The following is a 17,209-nucleotide window of genomic DNA, read 5'->3' on the forward strand; positions in this document are numbered from 1 at the left end:
GCTGCTTATTTAATAACAGTGATTGTTCCTTGTTTCAGGCTTTTGCCACCTCTGGTGATCTTGTAATAGAAAATCATGCTTTGCTTGTTAAAAGACGTGGTGGATTGTGGCCAGTTGTTTTCATAGCCAGATTGGCTAAATACTTGTTCTCCCCGCTCATTAAAAATGGTGACAAGAACATTGGGGTCTCTGGAATATGTGTTGGGCAATACCCATAGGTCGTTGATACCGTCGCCATTGGCGGTAATAACGTTGGGTATGGCAAACATATCCCTGTAGGTCACAGTGATCACTTTGCTCACGGTGCATGTTCCAAAGGTGGCGATGAGCAGGTATTCCCCTTCTTCCGTAAAGTCATAAAAACTACTGGAAGAAATAAGGTTGTTTCCTGCATCGTACCATTCGTAGGAATCGGCACCGCTAGCGGTAAGAGTTTGGGTCTCTCCCTCAATAATGATGAGGTCTTTGGGTTTGTCTAGTACCAATAGCGACTCGTCAAAGGCGCTAATGGTTATTTCGTTGGATGTCAATGGACATTCGTTGGATGTGATGACCAATTGATAAACACCGGTAGAACTTACAGTTAAGCTTTCGGATGAGCTATCTATCACAGTACCATCCTTTTTCCATTGAAAGGATTCATTGCTAAGATCTTTGTTGCTTTCTAGGACAATGGCCTCTCCGCCCTCACAGAGGACAGTTCCATTGGCCGTGATTTGTACGGATTCGCTGGATGCAAGTTTTACCTCAAGCGTATTGGAAAGCGCATCAAAAGCATCTATACTACCATATAAGGTATATTGTCCATTATTTTCTTGTCCAGTAATGGTTATGGTTTTTGAGCTTTCTCCAGAAATATCGCTGCCATTTAGTTTCCATTGATAATCAAATGCGTTCTGAAGGTCTGCGGTAACATCGGTTGCGGCACCATTTTCACTTACCGCATTGATGGCAGTAAGGCTCAATGTGGCATCGGTGCTCTCACAAGATGAGTAGGCGCCAATATAATTTACTACAAACTCAAAGGAATCTGGGGCAACAACAGTAGTGGTCACCGAAGCTAGCGGAGCTGGGTTACAAGGTCCACCATTATCGGTTACTTCAACATAATATGATCCTATTTCACTTACGTTCAAAGTGTTATTGGTTGCACCGCTGATCTCGGCGCCATCTTTAAACCATTGATAGGACGCACTGCTCGCCGTGGTGCTCACAGACAATGTTTTAGTCTGTGAAGGAAGAATTACAATATTTTCTTCGTTGTTCAGGGTGATATCAAATGAACCAGGGCTGGAAACAGTAACAGGGGCAGATAATTCCTTACAAACCCCAACACCGTCCACTTCTACCTGATAAGAACCTAGATAATTGCTATTGCTGGCATCAACGGTATATGTTTTGGCGTCAACGGTCGGTCCGCTTACTACAGAGCCATCTTTGTACCAAGTGTAAGTTAAACCTGGTGTTGCCGTATTGGCTTCCAACACTAGGCTCTCTCCCGGACAAACTTCTACGGATGCTGGACCGTTAATCGCCAGACCGGAACTTGATCCTGTTGAGATTTCGATGGTGTTCGACAAGGTGTTTGCAGATCCAGAGCAATCTCCATAATCCAGTTCCACATAGTACATGCCGGGATCAGAAACGGTGATGCTTTCTGATTTTTCCGATAGCAATGTACCACTACGGTACCAGTTATAAATGTAGCTTCCTGCATTGGGTATGTTGTGTGGTTTCAAGGTCACGGAACCTCCACCGCAAATTTGAATATGTCCTCCTGAAGGAATAGATCCGCTTCCATTTTGGCTGATCAACAACGGAGCGTTGTAATCGATAAAGTACATTGAGAATGCATCGGAAGCTGGACTTGTCTTGGCCGGACTTGTGCTTCGGACCCTCATTTTGAAGTTGTCTCCCCTCATATCGGTGGGCAGAGCAAATTTGAACTCAAAGTCGAAAGTTGTGTTTTTATCACTAACGCTGGCAAGCTCGGTAGGGTTGGAGAAATAGCCATTGGCATCGGATAGTTCCAGAATAAACACGTTGTTACTTGCGACCATGGGCGGGTCCCAAGTAAAGTTTACAAAGTATTCATTGAATCCGCCAGATGCACAGACCGCGGTCCATGCCGAATTACCGGCAAGGTTGGGATTGTCTGCTGGCACGGGTTTGTTTAGTACCTGAGCTTGTACCCCGAAGGTACTAAGCAGCACAAAAGCCAAGGCCAGGACTAGAATGCTATACGTTGAACTAATTTCTTTCATCACCGTTAGTATTTAAGAGGTTATGGGCCATATAGCCCTGTTAGTTTGTGCCCCTTAATTGTAATTTGTTCAAGGAGACGCTGTTCAGGCGCCTCTTTTTCATATAGTATTCCAATAACAAATATGTCTCTAATTTCGTCGAAAGGAAAGATATTGTTGTAGGTGATACCAAAAGTGTTGTGAAATCGCCTACTTTGTATACACAGAACAAGGAAAAATAGCTATCAACATGGGATTTTACTACATTTGCCCCTCAAATTATAGGTATGTCAGAAGAAGCTAGATCGCTCAATTTTATTGAACACATTGTGGAGGAGGACCTTAAATCGGGGTACTCCAGGGAGGACTTACGGTTTCGTTTTCCACCGGAACCCAATGGGTATTTGCATATCGGCCATGCGAGCTCCATATGTCTCAATTTTGGTCTTGGACTGCGCTACAATGCACCGGTAAATCTCCGTTTTGACGATACCAATCCGGCCAAGGAGGAAAAGGAGTATGTGGAAGCCATTAAAGAAGACGTGAAGTGGCTTGGTTTTGAGTGGGATACGGAGTGCTATGCTTCGGATTATTTTCAGCAATTGTACGATTGGGCGGTTGAATTGATTAAGCAGGGAAAGGCCTACGTTGACAGCCAATCCTCGGAAGAAATAGCAAGTCAAAAGGGAACGCCTACGGAACCAGGAACGACAAGTCCGTACAGAAAACGTTCAATAGAGGAGAACCTGAAGCTTTTTGAAGGAATGAAAGAGGGAGAATACAAGGATGGCGCTCATGTTTTACGAGCAAAGATTGATATGGCTTCTTCCAATATGTTGATGCGCGATCCCGTGATGTACAGGATACTCCATAAGGCCCATCACAGAACAAATACCGATTGGTGTATTTATCCTATGTACGACTGGACGCATGGGGAGAGCGACTATATAGAACAGGTCTCCCATTCCCTTTGTACACTGGAGTTTTTGCCCCATAGGGAGCTTTACGACTGGTTTTTGGACCAAGTGGTATCTTCTGATAAATTACGCCCAAAACAACGGGAATTCGCTCGAAGAAACTTGAGCCATACCGTTGTGAGCAAAAGGAAATTATTGCAATTGGTGCAAAATGGCATCGTAAGAGGCTGGGACGACCCAAGGATGCCGACCATTTCGGGTCTGCGAAGAAGAGGGTTTACGCCTGAATCCATCAGGAATTTTGCGGATACCATTGGAATTGCCAAAAGAGAGAATGTGGTGGATGTTTCCTTATTGGATTTCCATGTTAGGGAGCACCTTAACAAAATCGCACCGCGTGTAATGGGCGTTCTAAACCCCTTAAAATTGGTAATCACGAATTATGAGGAGGGAAAAGAGGAATGGTTGGAAGCAGAAAATAACCCAGAGGACCCATCAGCAGGAAATAGAATGGTTCCATTTTCAAGGGAACTGTATATAGAACAAGAAGATTTTAGGGAGGAAGCCAATCGGAAATTTTTTAGACTCAAGCTCGGCGGTGAGGTCCGTTTAAAAAACGGGTACATTATCAAAGCGGAGAGTTGTACCAAGGACAGCGATGGCAATATCGTCGAAGTGCAATGTACTTACGACCCCAAGAGTAAAAGTGGCTCCGGCACCGAAGAAAGTTTGAGGAAAGTAAAGGGAACGCTGCACTGGGTTTCCATACCTCATGCCATAACTGCCGAAGTGAGACTGTACGATCGTCTTTTTACCGACCCGACACCGGATGGACATAAGGACAAGGATTTCATGGATTTTGTAAACCCCGATTCGTTGGAAAAGGTGACCGGTTACTTGGAGCCAAGTCTCAAGGATTCTAAAATAGGGGATCAAGTACAATTTCAGAGAATGGGATATTTTAATGTGGACAAGGATTCTACTCCAGAAAATTTGGTTTTCAATCGAACAGCAACTTTAAGGGATACATGGGCCAAATTGGAACAAAAATCATAGCATAATATATTCTTATGGTTCACGGTCTTCGGATTGATGAACCTTATTAAAAACCGCCTCTATATTTTGGTTTATAGGCGGTTTTTTATTTTTTGACACTAGTGGGAAGGCTGGCGCCCCAAAAGCTTCTTAAAGGCGCTTATTCTTAATTTTTGGTAAAAATTTAGCTTACGCGTCAAGGTTTGCACCGATTGGATCGATCCAGGCAATTGTTGTGACGTACATTTGAGTAAATCAGTTGGGCAAGTAATTAGGACAATTGAAAAACGAGCCCAAAAGATTGAAAAACGAAGTTTAACTTAAAATCACAACATTATGTCAAATAACACTGGAAACGTATTAACTGCATTATTGACCGGAGCACTAGTTGGAGCAGGAGTAGGAATCTTGTATGCACCGGATAAAGGAAAAAAGACAAGAAAGAAAATCAAAAAGAGTGCTGTAAAGGCAAAAGATGATATTTCCCAAAGTATTATGAATGCCAAGGATGAATTTACAAAGACAGCCGATGCCAAGAAAATGGAGTTCGAGGAAAAATTGGAAGACACACTATCCAATATGAGCTACAAAGCGGACGACATTATCGTGGCCTTGGAGAAAAAGCTTGAGGACCTTAGGAAAAAGAACGCCCAACTTCAAAAGTAAAAAATAGCGTATGGCATTCGAAGATATTAAAGAACAGATTCATCAGGTAGAAGAGGGCGGTAAGTCTTATATTAAAAATAGTCTCGACTATTACAGGCTTCAGAGCTTCAAATCCATGATGAAGGGATTGACCATGGCCGCGAAGGTTATAATTGTTGGCGGCGTTGCGTCCTTGGCCCTACTGTTTCTTTCATTGAGTGCTTCATTTTGGTTGGCGGACCTTATGGAAAGTACAGCATTGGGTTTCTTGATAGTCGGTGGATTTTATGTGCTTACAGGTTTGATTCTGTATGCGTTACGAAGCCGAATTGAAAGACCGATGCTTAAAAAGTTTTCTAAATTTTATTTTGACGAGCTATGATAAAGAAAGAATATACGTCTTTTGAAGAAATTGATAGGGAATTGAAAGTTCTTAAGCTTCAGAGACAAATAGAAGAGGAAAAGGTAAAACTGGCCGTTCAAAATACCAAGAAAGAATTCTACCCTACAAACATCTTGGGAGGAATAGCGCCGATCCTCCAAAAAATCGCAATCTCCCTGATTGCAAAGAAATTGATTGAAAAATTTGATTAGAATTGATTGCCCAAGATAAAAAAGGCTCCCCGATCGGGGAGCCTTTTGTTTTTTAGATTATTAAGGAATCTAAGAATCTGAATTTTTTTCGTCCCGTTTCCTTTTCATGGCCTCGCCAATTTGGTTACTCGCCGTAAAGGACGCCACCATATTGTTCAGCATATCGCTGCCCGCTTGTGGTGAATTTGGTAAAAGAATCAGGTTGGTGTCGGTTTCCTCACCAATGGCCTGTAACGTATCGTAGTGTTGGGTCACAACGATCAGGGCAGAAGCTTCCTGGGAATTGATGCCTACTTTGTTCAAGACCTCAACGGATTCTTCCAATCCTCGCGCAATTTCTCTACGCTGATCGGCAATACCCTGTCCTTGCAGCCTTTTGCTTTCCGCTTCGGCCTTGGCCTTTTCCACGATTAAAATACGTTGTGCGTCGCCTTCAAACTGGGCAGCTATCTTTTCACGTTCCGAAGCATTGATTCGGTTCATGGCTGCTTTCACCTGTGCATCCGGGTCAATGTCGGTGACCAACGTTTTAATGATGTCGAAACCATAATCAAGCATGGCATCCTGCAATTCGGATTTTACGGCGATGGCGATGTCATCTTTTTTTACGAAGACATCATCCAATTTCATTTTAGGAACTTCTGCACGGACCACATCAAACACGTAGGAAGTGATTTGATCATGCGGGTATTCCAATTGATAGAATGCTTCATATACTTTTTCACGGATTACCACATATTGAACGGATACCTTTAGCTTCACGAACACATCGTCCAGTGTTTTTGTTTCTACGATCACGTCCAATTGTTGTATTTTGAGACTCAATCTGCCGGCGATACGGTCTACGATCGGAATCTTCATTTGTAGCCCTGAATTTCTTATGCTGTGAAAACGACCAAAGCGCTCAACGGCGACAGCAGTTTGCTGTTTAACAATAAAGAAGAACTTGAACAGGATTACAAGTACTACAAATGCAATAGGTATAAAAAGATAGTTGCCCATAGTGTTTAGATTTTATGTTAGAAATGGAAATTACGAAACTTGACTACATTATTAGTAGTTAAAATTCGAATAATGTTACATTTCAACTGCCACTACAAGCGTTCTATGGCTCGTTCTATGCGTTCTATGCTTTCTTTTTTCCCGATTAGCGCCATAATGTCGAAAAGGTGAGGACCTTTCATGTCGCCAACTATGATCAATCGCAAGGGGGGCATAACTTTTCCAAATGACAGCTCTTTTTCTGCTATCCATGCTTTCACGGTTTCCTCTATTTTTGGTGAGTCAAATGCTGAGATACCTTTTAGAAGTTCGGCTACTTGTTGCATGATTTGGGGGGTATCTTCTTTCCATTGTTTTTTGACCGCCTTTTCATTGTAAGAAGAAGGGGATTCGAAGAAATAATCTCCAAGTTCCCAGAAATCTTTGACGAAGGTGGCACGCTCTTTAATGGATGATACCACTTGTTTGATATAGTCAGGCTCCGCGGAAACACCTTTATTGTTGAGCTCAATGGCAAACATTTGCGCGAGTTCGTCATCAGATTTTAATTGTAACCACTGTTGATTATACCAATTGTTCTTTTCTGGGTCAAAACGTGCTCCGGATTTGTTCACCCGTTCCAACGTGAAGGTCTGTACCAGTTCCTCCAGTGTGAATATCTCCTGCTCGGTGCCCGGGTTCCATCCCAATAGTGCGAGAAAGTTCACAACGGCCTCCGGAAAAAAACCGGCCTCGCGATATCCTTCGGATTGGTTCCACGTGAGCGGGAAAACCGGGAATCCTCCTTTTTCACCATCTCTCTTGCTCAATTTTCCTTTTCCAACAGGCTTCATGATCAAAGGCAAGTGTGCAAATTCCGGGGCATCCCATCCGAAAGCATCGTAAAGAAGGGTATGCAACGCCAAAGAAGGCAGCCATTCTTCACCACGGATTACATGGGTAATCTGCATCAAATGATCATCCACAATGTTGGCCAAGTGGTAAGTGGGCATACCATCACTCTTGAACAGTACTTTGTCATCGAGAATGTTGGAATCTATTTTAATCTGCCCACGAATGATATCGTTTAGCAATAGCTCTTTATTTTCGGGGGACTTGAATCGTATCACATAATCCTCACCGGCGGCTATCTTTTCTTTGACATCATCATTGGAAAGGGAAAGAGAGTTGGTCAACTTGTTACGGTTGTGCCAATTGTAAATAAAAGTTTTTCCTTTTGCTTCGTGATCTTTTCTATGATTTTCAAGAGCTTCCGGGGTGTCAAAGGCATAGTAGGCTTTTCCTTTTTCCACGAGGTCCAAGGCGTAGGATTTGTAAAGCTGTTTGCGTTCACTTTGTCTGTATGGACCAAACTCACCTTCTTTTCCTGGTCCTTCATCAAAAGGAATACCGCACCAGTTAAGGGCCTCAATGATATACTGTTCCGCACCTTCAACAAACCGATTTTGGTCCGTGTCCTCAATGCGCAGTACAAAGTCTCCGCCCTGTTTTTTGGCAAACAAATAGTTGAACAATGCGGTACGTAGACCACCGATATGTAATGGGCCAGTTGGGCTTGGGGCAAATCGAACGCGAACTTTTTTACTCATAATAGGGTATGTTGAACGGCAAAGATACATTGCTGTAAAGGAATGAAAAAGCTATTTTGCTGTTCGTTCAAAGGGTATTGGATGCTCTATAAGAGAAGGTTTAACAATTTTTTTCTTTCCTTTTGACATGGATCGGGTAATTTGGTGATTATATATTTCACTTTGGGAGCATATCAGGACATACTCAATAAGCTAGAAAATTTTATCAAAAGGTATTATACCAAGCAATTGATAAAAGGAGTTTTCTTGTTCCTGACGTTGGGAACACTGTTTTGGATGGCCATCACTTATTTTGAATACCTTTTATGGTTAAGCGGCGTATGGAGACTTATTTTGTTTTTATTGTTTTTGACCGTCGAGGGGTATTTGCTTTACCGTTATATCGTTATGCCGTTGCTTTATCTGTTCCGAATTAGGGATGGAATTGACAATAGGAGGGCATCGCTATTGATCGGCAAACATTTTCCTGAGGTGGATGATAAATTGCTCAATTTATTGGAGTTATCCGAGAACAAGGATAAATCCGAATTGTTGTTGGCCAGTATTGAACAACGCGCTTCAAGTCTAGGACCCGTTCCGTTTACCGATGCCGTCAATTTTAAGGAAAGCTTTGCTTATGCCAAGTACATCGCAATTCCGCTCGTGCTTTTTGCCTTCATTTGGGTAACCGGTGACATCGTTTCTTTTTTCAATTCGCACCAAAGGGTCATGCATTACGATTTGGCCTATGAAAAACCAGCCCCTTTTACGTTTCAACTGATGAATGATAATTTGGAGGTTTTGGACAATGTTCCCCTTACTATCCAAGTGAAGACGATAGGTGAGGTTAGGCCCAATGATATTCGAATCGTAGTTAATGGAGAGGAACTTTTGATGAAGGACCAAGGGGAATTTTATACTTATACGTTCGAGGCGCCTGTTCAGGAAAGCAGTTTTTATTTGACAGCCAATGGTTGGGATTCCAGGGAGTACGCTATCAGAAGTTATAGAACACCCATCTTGGTGGACTTCGCTCTCCAATTGGAATATCCTAAATATCTTAATTTGATGCCCGAGGTAATCACTGGCACGGGAAATGCTGAAGTTCCGGAAGGCACCAAGGTCACTTGGAAGATTCAAGGCGATCATGTGGACAATATCAAAATGATTACTGCGGACACAATACTTTCTTTTGATAGGGACAAAAACCTGTTTTCTAATACTAAAAGACTGTTCAATGACTTTGATTACGAGTTGAGTACATCAAATAGTAAGGTTCAGGATTTTGAAAAGTTGGCCTATCGACTGAATGTAATCAAAGATGCCAAGGCCACCGTTCAGGTGAATCAGGTTTTGGATTCGTTGAACCCCAATGAATCTTATTATACGGGTCAAGCTGCGGACGATCATGGTTTGAGGGAAATCCGTTTGGTGTGCTACCCTTCTGACGATACGGCCAAAGAGCAACGGATAACTTTAGAAAGGCCTAATTCCAATGTGTATCAATTTTATTACACTTTTCCATCTGGTTTGGCCTTGGAAGCAGGAAAGCGATATAAATTGTTTTTTGAAGTTGTTGATAATGATGGTGTTAGGGGAGGAAAGGTTACCAAAAGCACTGTTTTTGATGCTACGTTATATGATGATAATGAACTGAACAACAAAGAGTTAGAGTTTCAAAATTCCACGTTGAACAAGATGGATGAATCCTTAAAGAAGTTTAAAGAACAGGAGGATAAATTATCTGAAATAAATAAAAGTCAAAAGGAAGAGAAATCGCTAAGTTTTGAAGATAAGAGCCAGATCAAGAATTTTTTGCAGCAACAAAAGATGCAGGAAGAGCTCATGCAAAAGTTCAGTCAGGACCTGAACAAAAGTATGGATAAGAATTCCGAGGATTCTGAAATGAAGAAAATGTTGCAGGAGCGATTGGAGCGTCAGGAGGCTGAGGCTAAAAAGAATGCCGAGTTGTTGGATGAACTCAACAAGATTGCTGATAAAATTGATAAGGAAGATTTACAACGTAGGTTGGAGGAGTTAGGTAAGAATCAGGGTAAGAATACCCGGAATTTGGAGCAGATTCTGGAGTTGACCAAGCGCTATTATGTAACGGAGAAGGCATCACAAATTTCCAAAGAACTGGAGGAATTGGCTAAAAGACAAGAGATCCTTTCAGAATTAAAGTTGGGACAAGACTTTAGTGATAAGCAGCAGAAAAAATTGAATGAAGAGTTTGATGCCTTGGAGAAGGAGATACGTGAACTGGAAAAGGATAACAATCAGCTTAAAAAGCCATTGGAATTCGACACGGGCAAGAGAAAAACGGATGCTGTAAAGGAAGATCAGAAAGATGCCTTGGAGGAAATCAATAAACATCAAGGCATGGAAGAGAGCTCCCAAGCTCAGGAGAAAAGGGAGGCTGGCAACCAGGCTTCCAAAAAGCAAAAATCTGCTGCCCAGAAAATGAAGGAGATGAGTCAGTCTATGAAATCTAGTTCCATGGGTGGTGGGGAGACTGATGCTGAGGACGCCGAGATGCTACGTCAAATACTGGATAACCTGTTGACCTTTTCATTCAAACAGGAGAACCTTTTTGATAATGTTCAAAGTGCAGATGTGGATATCTCCCAGTTTTCTAGGACCATTAAAGGACAGCAGGATTTGAGGCGCCTGTTTGAACATGTGGACGATAGTTTGTTTGCTTTATCGTTGAGAAGGGCGGAGCTTTCGGAATTCGTGAACGAACAAATTACCGAGGTCTATTACAATATGGACAAAGCCTTGGAGAGTATTGCTGAAAATCAAATTTATCAGGGCGCTTCCTACCAGCAATATGTAATCAACGCCACCAACGCCCTTGCAGACTTTTTGGCGAACGTTTTGGATAATATGCAGCAGAACATGTCACCAGGGCAAGGTAGTGGAGAGGGCCAAGATTTTCAATTGCCGGATATTATCAAAGGACAGGAGGGAATTCAAGAAAAGATGAACGGTTCTGGCGAGAAGGGGCAACAGTCTCAGGGAAAGGGGGAACAACAAGGAAACAATGAAGGAGGCCAACAAGAAGGGTCTAAAGGAAAGGAAGGCCAAGGAGAAAACGGTCAGCAAGGGGAAAGGGGGCAAGGCGGTTCCAAAAATGGGGAAGGGTCCCAAACGGGCGGCAACGGTTTGGGAGAAATGGACCTGAACGAGGTGTATGAAATTTACAAGGAGCAACAGTTTCTTCGCGAGAATCTTGAAAAGCAACTGGAGGATATGATTCAGGAATCCGATAAGAATCTTGCTCAGAAATTGATACAGCAGATGGAGGATTTCGAGAATGATTTGTTGCAAAACGGAATTACCGAGCGGACCCGAAATAAGGCCAACAACATTCAACATCAGTTATTGAAATTGGAAAATGCGGCCATGGAACAAGGGCAACGAAAGGAGCGCGAAAGCAAGTCAAACGTAAAGCAGTTTACCAACCCCGTTACTACAAAACCAGAGTTGCTTCAAGAATACCAGAACGACATTGAAATATTAAATAGACAAGCTTTACCTTTGCGGCAAAATTTTGAAAAGAAGGTAAAGGTTTATTTCGATAATGATAGAGTTCCATTTTAAAAGTGAATTATTGATAGACAATAAATCCGACTATGCCGATTGGATAAATAGGGTTATCGCTTCGGAAGGATTCCTCGTCGGCCAAATAGATTATGTTTTCTGCACGGATGATTATCTATTGCAACTGAACAAAGAGTATTTGAACCACGATACCTTAACCGATATAATTACGTTTGATTACCGCGACGGTCAAACAATTTCCGGAGACATTTTTATATCAACAGAAAGGGTGAAAGATAATGCAGAGGATTTTTGCGTCGACTTTGGGGAAGAACTTTTAAGGGTAATGAGTCATGGTGTTTTACACCTTGTTGGATATGGGGACAAGACTGCCGAGGAGAAGAGGATAATGAGGGAAAAGGAAGAAGAAAAAATCAAAATGTTCCACGTGGAACTATAGATATGTTTGAAAAAGAATACGACGTTATTGTAGTGGGAGGAGGACATGCCGGAGCGGAAGCAACCGCAGCGGCCGCCAACATGGGAAGTAGTACGTTACTGGTGACCATGAATCTCCAGACTATTGGACAAATGTCCTGTAACCCCGCTATGGGCGGAATTGCAAAGGGGCAGATTGTTCGTGAGATAGATGCGCTTGGCGGATATAGTGGGATTGTTACGGACAAGTCGGCTATTCAATTTAAAATGTTGAATAAATCCAAAGGTCCTGCAATGTGGAGCCCCAGGGCCCAGAATGACCGAATGCGATTTGCTGAGGAGTGGAGAATGGCCCTGGAGAACACACCTAATGCCGATTTTTATCAGGAGATGGTGAACGGACTTTTGATAGAAGGCGATAGGGTTGTTGGTGTGAGAACGAGTTTAGGTCTAGAGATAAGGTCCAAAGCCGTCGTGTTGACGAACGGTACTTTTTTGAATGGCCTGATTCATATTGGAGATAAACAATTGGGCGGAGGAAGAGCCGGGGAAAAAGCCGCTACGGGCATTACCGAGCAACTTGTTGAATTGGGATTTGAAAGCGGTAGAATGAAAACTGGAACACCTCCAAGAGTGGATGGTAGATCTCTTGATTATTCCAAGATGATAGTTCAGCCTGGGGATGATAAGCCGGAGAAATTCTCTTATTTAAACACCCCGATTCTGAAGACGCAGCGAGATTGCCATATGACCCATACCAGTAAAATGGTACACGATTTATTGCGGGAAGGTTTTGATAGATCACCCATGTTCAATGGAAGAATCAAGAGTATTGGACCAAGGTATTGTCCTTCTATTGAGGATAAAATTAACCGGTTTGCGGATAAGGATTCCCATCAGATTTTTGTGGAGCCAGAAGGTTGGAATACTGTGGAAGTTTATGTGAATGGTTTCTCTACATCCCTTCCGGAAGACGTTCAGTATAAAGCTTTGAAATCCGTAAAAGGTTTTGAGAACGTCAAGTTTTTTAGACCCGGTTATGCGATCGAATATGACTATTTTCCACCGACGCAGTTAAAGCATACCTTGGAAACGAAGCTGGTAAACAATCTTTACTTTGCAGGTCAAATTAACGGAACTACAGGATATGAGGAAGCTGCGTCCCAAGGATTGATGGCGGGTATAAATGCACATTTGAAAATCAACGAGAAGGAACCGTTTATCCTGAAAAGGGATGAAGCTTATATTGGGGTTTTGGTGGATGATTTGATCACCAAGGGAACCGAGGAGCCTTATCGAATGTTTACATCTCGTGCTGAATACAGGACGCTCTTGCGTCAGGATAACGCCGACTTAAGACTTACCCCAAAGGGATATGAAATTGGACTGGCGAAAGAAGAGCGACTTAAGAGGATGGAGGAGAAGATGAGCAAGTCGGACAACCTTGTAGACTTCTTTAAAAAAACAAGCTTTACCACGGATGAAATCAACCCAATACTGGATGACTTGGATTCGTCCTTGGTCAAACAATCTGATAAACTTTTCAAAGTTTTTTCTCGTCCCAAAGTAACAATGGACCACATGCTTCAATTGGATTCCGTTGCTGAATTTGTTCAAGAAAACGAATTGGATTCCGAGGTGCTCGAACAAGCGGAAATACAAGTAAAGTATTCCGGCTATATAGAAAAAGAAAAAACAAATGCGGACAAACTTCAGCGATTGGAGAATGTTCGTATTCCTGACAATTTTGATTATTCAAAACTCAAATCGTTGTCCTATGAGGCTCGCGAGAAACTACAAGCAATACAGCCAGTGACCATTTCCCAAGCTTCAAGGGTGAGCGGTGTTTCTCCTGCGGATATTAGCGTTCTTTTGGTGTATTTGGGCAGATAATCCACAAAACTGTTCCACGTGGAACACAGTTTTTTTATTGTTTCTAAATACATAAATGGCTCAATTTTTGATTCCAGGTTGGTGTAACCTTATGCCAGATGAAACGAAGTTTGCTCGCTATTTTTGTTTTTGCTTTTTTGAGCTCCTGTATCCCGATCCTGATAGCACCCAACATTAAAGATTATAAATTGACCAACGGGAAACGATTCAAAAAGAACCTTCCCAAAAAGAATGTTTTTGTTTTCGAGGATCCAAAGGAAGCGAATGAATTCTATAACTACATCAACACCAAATTTGATCTAGGAGGGTATTATGTGGATGTGCAGGTTCCCTTTTTTGTAAACAATGAAACATATTACTTTTCTTTTTATGAAGTGGAAATTCCGACCAAAACAGTGAATCTGTTCCCGATGGTTTTGGACATTGTTCTGGATCAAACGGCAGATATGGATCCCATGATGGAAGACGCATATTCATCCCGAATTGGAAATTGGTACATAGCCATGGAAGTTTTTAGCGACATCGAAAAGGATTGTTTGTCTGAAGATTCCATTTCAAGGGAATTGGTTTTGCCTTATCTTCGGGATTTGAAAAACGAATATTTGTCAACCGATAATTACAATGAAGTTGTTTTTAAAAACTAGGGACTTTGCCATTTCCGGAGAGCCATTTGAATTACATTGGGACAAAGATTTGGATTTGTTGCTTACCCGGCCACAACCGGATGATCTAGCATCATATTACGAAAGCGAGGATTATATTTCGCATACGGATTCCAAAAGTACTTTTACGGATAAGCTATATCAGTTGGTGAAGGCAAGAAATCTACGAAACAAGGCTCAAATAATTGAAAATCAAGTAGTTAAAAATAAAAACCTTCTAGATATCGGTGCTGGAACAGGAGATTTCTTGATTTCGGCCCGTAATTCCGGTTTTGATGTGGTTGGAGTGGAACCGAATGAGAAGGCAAGACGGTTGGCCGAGCAAAAAGGAATACACTTGAACCCGAACTTAGCGGAGGTTCCCAAGCAGAAGTTTCAGGCAATTACCCTTTGGCACGTGTTGGAGCATTTACCCAATTTGGAAGAACAAATCAAAATCTTGGTTTCCATGTTGGAGGATGATGGTGTTTTGGTAGTGGCCGTTCCGAACTTCAAGTCTTTTGACGCGAAACATTATAAAGAGTATTGGGCAGGTTATGATGTCCCAAGGCATTTGTGGCACTTTTCAAAAAAATCCATTGAGCAACTTTTTGCACCCCATCAAATGGAAGTCATCAAAATTAAACCCATGTGGTTCGATGCGTTTTATGTGTCCCTACTTTCAGAAAAATACAAAGGGAACAAATTGTATTTGCCAAGTGCATTTTTTATCGGATTCTGGTCCAATCTTCGGGCGATCTTCACCAAGGAGCATTCTTCATTGATATATATTCTAAAAAAGAAGAAATAGGACGTTTTAAGGGCCATGTTCAAGCGAACTTGCACCTTTACTGGGAATCGCATGGATGAAAACAGAAACGCCTTTAAAGCCCACTTTCTGCAATCCATCAAAATAGAGTGGGATTATGAAGTGTGGCCACACCGATAAGAAACTTCTATGGTTTAAAAAGGCCCCCGATTGTAGATCGTTCAAACTTAATGGTTGGCTTTCCAAAAGCTTTTCTATTTTTGCGCATCTATAAAATCCAAAAAATGAGAAAATTAACAGTGCTTGCCATTGCCATCTTTGCAACGGCATGCCAGCAGAACAAAATTGCATACGTGGACAGTGTAAAGATCTTGGAAGACTATCAGGAAAAAGTTGATGTCGATTCAAGGTACCAAACAAGAGCCCAGGCCATGAACCGGAAAAGGGACAGTATTTCGCAGTCGTTCCAGATGCAGCTACAAGAATTCCAGAGCAAGGCACAGAACATGTCCCAACAAAGTGCGCAGGAAGAATATTCCCAGCTTCAGCAACGCGGGCAACAGATAGGACAACGTTTGCAACAAGAGGAACAACAACTGCAGCAAGTTCGGCAGACCGAAATGGACAGTGTTGTGGAAAAGGTGAAAAAGGAAATCCGGGCCTATGGTAAGGCAAATGGCTATACTTACATTTTAGGTGGTGGAGACGGTGGTTCCGTAATTTATGGAGATGAGGCCAAAAATGTGACCGATGCCATTCTTAAAATATTGAACGATAAGTACGAAAAATAAATTTCGTAACGTCAAAATAAATAAAGCCCGCTCATTTTGAGCGGGCTTTATGTTTTATCGGATAGATGCAATATAGACCCAAATCGCGAAAAAGGCCTGCAACGGGATACGGAACCAAAGATAATTGATGCCAGGCCCGTTTAATTGTCCGGTCTGGTAGTTGATTTCATTAATCGCGGCATTGATGTTGGCAGGCAGTATCAGGATTAAAAAGAGAATCAAAAGCCACCCTGTCGTTTTCCGATACTGAGGAAACCAGAGAGCAATGGCAAAAAGAATCTCCATAATCCCGGTAACCAGAACTACCTCTTTTTTAAAAGGAATGAATGATGGAACCATGGCCGACATTCCCTCCAAAAATGCAAAGTGCCCGATTGCGGTAAAAAGTAGCATGCTGGACATGGCAATTCTTGCGGATAATCGATAATCGATTGTTTTTGTAAAAATTTTCAGAACGAAGGAGCAAAGGACAAATGCTCCAATAAGAACAAAAAGTGGCTTCATCTTTTTTCATGTAAAAATCCATGATAAGATGGTACAGCGCAATGAACCCAGGTTAAGAAATGCGTTTACGGATACGGCTCAAGGCTTGTGGAGTGACACCGATATAAGAAGCGATATATTTTAACGGTATCTCACGGAAAAGTTCAGGGCGTTCTTTAAAAAGATTGAGATATCTCTGCTCGGCACTATCGCGCAATAGCGATAGTTCCCTTTTGGATTTTTTGAGGAAAAGTTCCTCGCTGGCCTTTCTTCCGATCAAGTTCCCAATGGCCGTAGTTTCGTAGACCTCCTGCAAGTCTTGATGGTCGATTCGCCATAGTACCGTTGGGGAAAGTGCCTCCATTGCATATTCCGATGGTTTTTGTGTCAGAAAAGAATCATAAGCACTGACAAAGGCATCTTGGAAAACAAAACCAAAAGTTAGCTCTCCATCCTCATTTGGAATATACAGACGAACAATACCGGTTTCAATAAATGAAAGGTGATGTTCAATCTCTCCCATTTGAAGAAGCTTGCTTTTTTTGGGAACCTCATGCCGGGTTAATTTTGATGAAAAAACCTGCCAATCGGACGCTGAAATCCCAAATTCCGACTCAAAATATAATCTGATTTTTTCCAAAGAA

General features: G+C 42.1%; 15 protein-coding genes. 10 read left to right on the forward strand and 5 right to left on the reverse strand.

Translation table 11 applies throughout. The features are described 5' to 3' along the window. Nucleotides 1-5 precede the first annotated feature (5 nt). Nucleotides 6-2,264, reverse strand: coding sequence for an Ig-like domain-containing protein (locus SD449_RS12495; RefSeq protein WP_318311019.1), 2,259 nt, complete (start codon nucleotides 2,262-2,264; stop codon nucleotides 6-8). Nucleotides 2,265-2,530: 266 nt separating this feature from the next. Here SD449_RS12495 and SD449_RS12500 point away from each other — a divergent pair, with 266 nt between their 5' ends. The 4 genes from SD449_RS12500 to SD449_RS12515 all read left to right on the forward strand — a co-directional run bounded on the left by SD449_RS12500 (nucleotide 2,531) and on the right by SD449_RS12515 (nucleotide 5,434). Then, complete coding sequence (locus tag SD449_RS12500) at nucleotides 2,531-4,216, forward strand: glutamine--tRNA ligase/YqeY domain fusion protein (RefSeq protein WP_318311021.1); 1,686 nt, start codon at nucleotides 2,531-2,533, stop codon at nucleotides 4,214-4,216. Between the two features lie 315 nt (nucleotides 4,217-4,531). Then, nucleotides 4,532-4,861 (forward strand): YtxH domain-containing protein, encoded by a 330-nt coding sequence (locus SD449_RS12505; RefSeq protein WP_318311022.1) that lies wholly within the window; start codon nucleotides 4,532-4,534, stop codon nucleotides 4,859-4,861. A 10-nt stretch (nucleotides 4,862-4,871) separates the two neighbouring features. Continuing rightward, entirely contained in the window at nucleotides 4,872-5,222 is a 351-nt protein-coding gene (locus SD449_RS12510; RefSeq protein ID WP_318311023.1) for a hypothetical protein, read from the forward strand. Then, complete coding sequence (locus SD449_RS12515; protein WP_318311024.1) at nucleotides 5,219-5,434, forward strand: DUF6327 family protein; 216 nt, start codon at nucleotides 5,219-5,221, stop codon at nucleotides 5,432-5,434. Before SD449_RS12510 ends, SD449_RS12515 begins: the two co-directional genes overlap by 4 nt. 69 nt (nucleotides 5,435-5,503) lie before the next feature. Here the strand turns inward: SD449_RS12515 and SD449_RS12520 are convergent, their stop codons facing one another. Together SD449_RS12520 and gltX are read right to left on the reverse strand one after the other, a co-directional pair. After that, nucleotides 5,504-6,436, reverse strand: a complete 933-nt coding sequence (locus SD449_RS12520) for an SPFH domain-containing protein (RefSeq protein ID WP_318311025.1) — start codon at nucleotides 6,434-6,436, stop codon at nucleotides 5,504-5,506. 92 nt (nucleotides 6,437-6,528) lie between these two features. Next, a complete protein-coding gene (gene gltX / locus SD449_RS12525) occupies nucleotides 6,529-8,025 on the reverse strand; it encodes a glutamate--tRNA ligase (protein WP_318311026.1) in 1,497 nt (498 codons plus the stop codon). 144 nt (nucleotides 8,026-8,169) lie between these two features. Here gltX and SD449_RS12530 point away from each other — a divergent pair, with 144 nt between their 5' ends. The 6 genes from SD449_RS12530 to SD449_RS12555 all read left to right on the forward strand — a co-directional run bounded on the left by SD449_RS12530 (nucleotide 8,170) and on the right by SD449_RS12555 (nucleotide 16,082). Further along, nucleotides 8,170-11,610, forward strand: a complete 3,441-nt coding sequence (locus SD449_RS12530; protein ID WP_318311028.1) for a hypothetical protein — start codon at nucleotides 8,170-8,172, stop codon at nucleotides 11,608-11,610. Then, nucleotides 11,591-12,010, forward strand: coding sequence for an rRNA maturation RNase YbeY (gene ybeY / locus SD449_RS12535; protein WP_318311029.1), 420 nt, complete (start codon nucleotides 11,591-11,593; stop codon nucleotides 12,008-12,010). Before SD449_RS12530 ends, ybeY begins: the two co-directional genes overlap by 20 nt. Before the next feature lie 2 nt (nucleotides 12,011-12,012). Further along, on the forward strand, nucleotides 12,013-13,881 hold the full coding sequence (gene mnmG, locus SD449_RS12540) for a tRNA uridine-5-carboxymethylaminomethyl(34) synthesis enzyme MnmG (protein WP_318311031.1): 1,869 nt from the start codon (nucleotides 12,013-12,015) through the stop codon (nucleotides 13,879-13,881). A 98-nt stretch (nucleotides 13,882-13,979) separates the two neighbouring features. Further along, nucleotides 13,980-14,525, forward strand: a complete 546-nt coding sequence (locus SD449_RS12545; protein WP_318311032.1) for a hypothetical protein — start codon at nucleotides 13,980-13,982, stop codon at nucleotides 14,523-14,525. Beyond that, complete coding sequence (locus tag SD449_RS12550) at nucleotides 14,503-15,333, forward strand: class I SAM-dependent methyltransferase (protein WP_318311033.1); 831 nt, start codon at nucleotides 14,503-14,505, stop codon at nucleotides 15,331-15,333. The genes SD449_RS12545 and SD449_RS12550 overlap by 23 nt, the downstream gene beginning before the upstream one ends. A 242-nt stretch (nucleotides 15,334-15,575) precedes the next feature. After that, entirely contained in the window at nucleotides 15,576-16,082 is a 507-nt protein-coding gene (locus SD449_RS12555) for an OmpH family outer membrane protein (protein WP_318311034.1), read from the forward strand. A gap of 54 nt (nucleotides 16,083-16,136) precedes the next feature. Here SD449_RS12555 and SD449_RS12560 read toward each other — a convergent pair whose 3' ends face one another. Both SD449_RS12560 and SD449_RS12565 read right to left on the reverse strand, forming a co-directional pair. Next, entirely contained in the window at nucleotides 16,137-16,586 is a 450-nt protein-coding gene (locus SD449_RS12560) for a DoxX family protein (protein ID WP_318311035.1), read from the reverse strand. Nucleotides 16,587-16,638: 52 nt separating this feature from the next. Then, nucleotides 16,639-17,205, reverse strand: a complete 567-nt coding sequence (locus SD449_RS12565) for a Crp/Fnr family transcriptional regulator (protein WP_318311036.1) — start codon at nucleotides 17,203-17,205, stop codon at nucleotides 16,639-16,641. Between the last annotated feature and the right edge of the window lie 4 nt (nucleotides 17,206-17,209).

This window comes from Flagellimonas crocea (assembly GCF_033441595.1).
In the GTDB taxonomy this organism is placed as follows: Bacteria; Bacteroidota; Bacteroidia; order Flavobacteriales; family Flavobacteriaceae; genus Flagellimonas; species Flagellimonas crocea.

Excerpts from the sequence above, each read along its gene's own strand:
- mnmG (WP_318311031.1), top strand. The coding sequence starts at position 12,013 with ATGTTTGAAAAAGAATACGACGTTATTGTAGTGGGAGGAGGACATGCC.
- SD449_RS12550 (WP_318311033.1), top strand. The coding sequence starts at position 14,503 with ATGAAGTTGTTTTTAAAAACTAGGGACTTTGCCATTTCCGGAGAGCCA.
- SD449_RS12520 (WP_318311025.1), bottom strand. The coding sequence starts at position 6,436 with ATGGGCAACTATCTTTTTATACCTATTGCATTTGTAGTACTTGTAATC.
- gltX (WP_318311026.1), bottom strand. The coding sequence starts at position 8,025 with ATGAGTAAAAAAGTTCGCGTTCGATTTGCCCCAAGCCCAACTGGCCCA.
- SD449_RS12545 (WP_318311032.1), top strand. The coding sequence starts at position 13,980 with ATGAAACGAAGTTTGCTCGCTATTTTTGTTTTTGCTTTTTTGAGCTCC.
- SD449_RS12495 (WP_318311019.1), bottom strand. The coding sequence starts at position 2,264 with ATGAAAGAAATTAGTTCAACGTATAGCATTCTAGTCCTGGCCTTGGCT.
- SD449_RS12510 (WP_318311023.1), top strand. The coding sequence starts at position 4,872 with ATGGCATTCGAAGATATTAAAGAACAGATTCATCAGGTAGAAGAGGGC.
- SD449_RS12505 (WP_318311022.1), top strand. The coding sequence starts at position 4,532 with ATGTCAAATAACACTGGAAACGTATTAACTGCATTATTGACCGGAGCA.
- SD449_RS12500 (WP_318311021.1), top strand. The coding sequence starts at position 2,531 with ATGTCAGAAGAAGCTAGATCGCTCAATTTTATTGAACACATTGTGGAG.
- ybeY (WP_318311029.1), top strand. The coding sequence starts at position 11,591 with ATGATAGAGTTCCATTTTAAAAGTGAATTATTGATAGACAATAAATCC.
- SD449_RS12555 (WP_318311034.1), top strand. The coding sequence starts at position 15,576 with ATGAGAAAATTAACAGTGCTTGCCATTGCCATCTTTGCAACGGCATGC.
- SD449_RS12560 (WP_318311035.1), bottom strand. The coding sequence starts at position 16,586 with ATGAAGCCACTTTTTGTTCTTATTGGAGCATTTGTCCTTTGCTCCTTC.
- SD449_RS12515 (WP_318311024.1), top strand. The coding sequence starts at position 5,219 with ATGATAAAGAAAGAATATACGTCTTTTGAAGAAATTGATAGGGAATTG.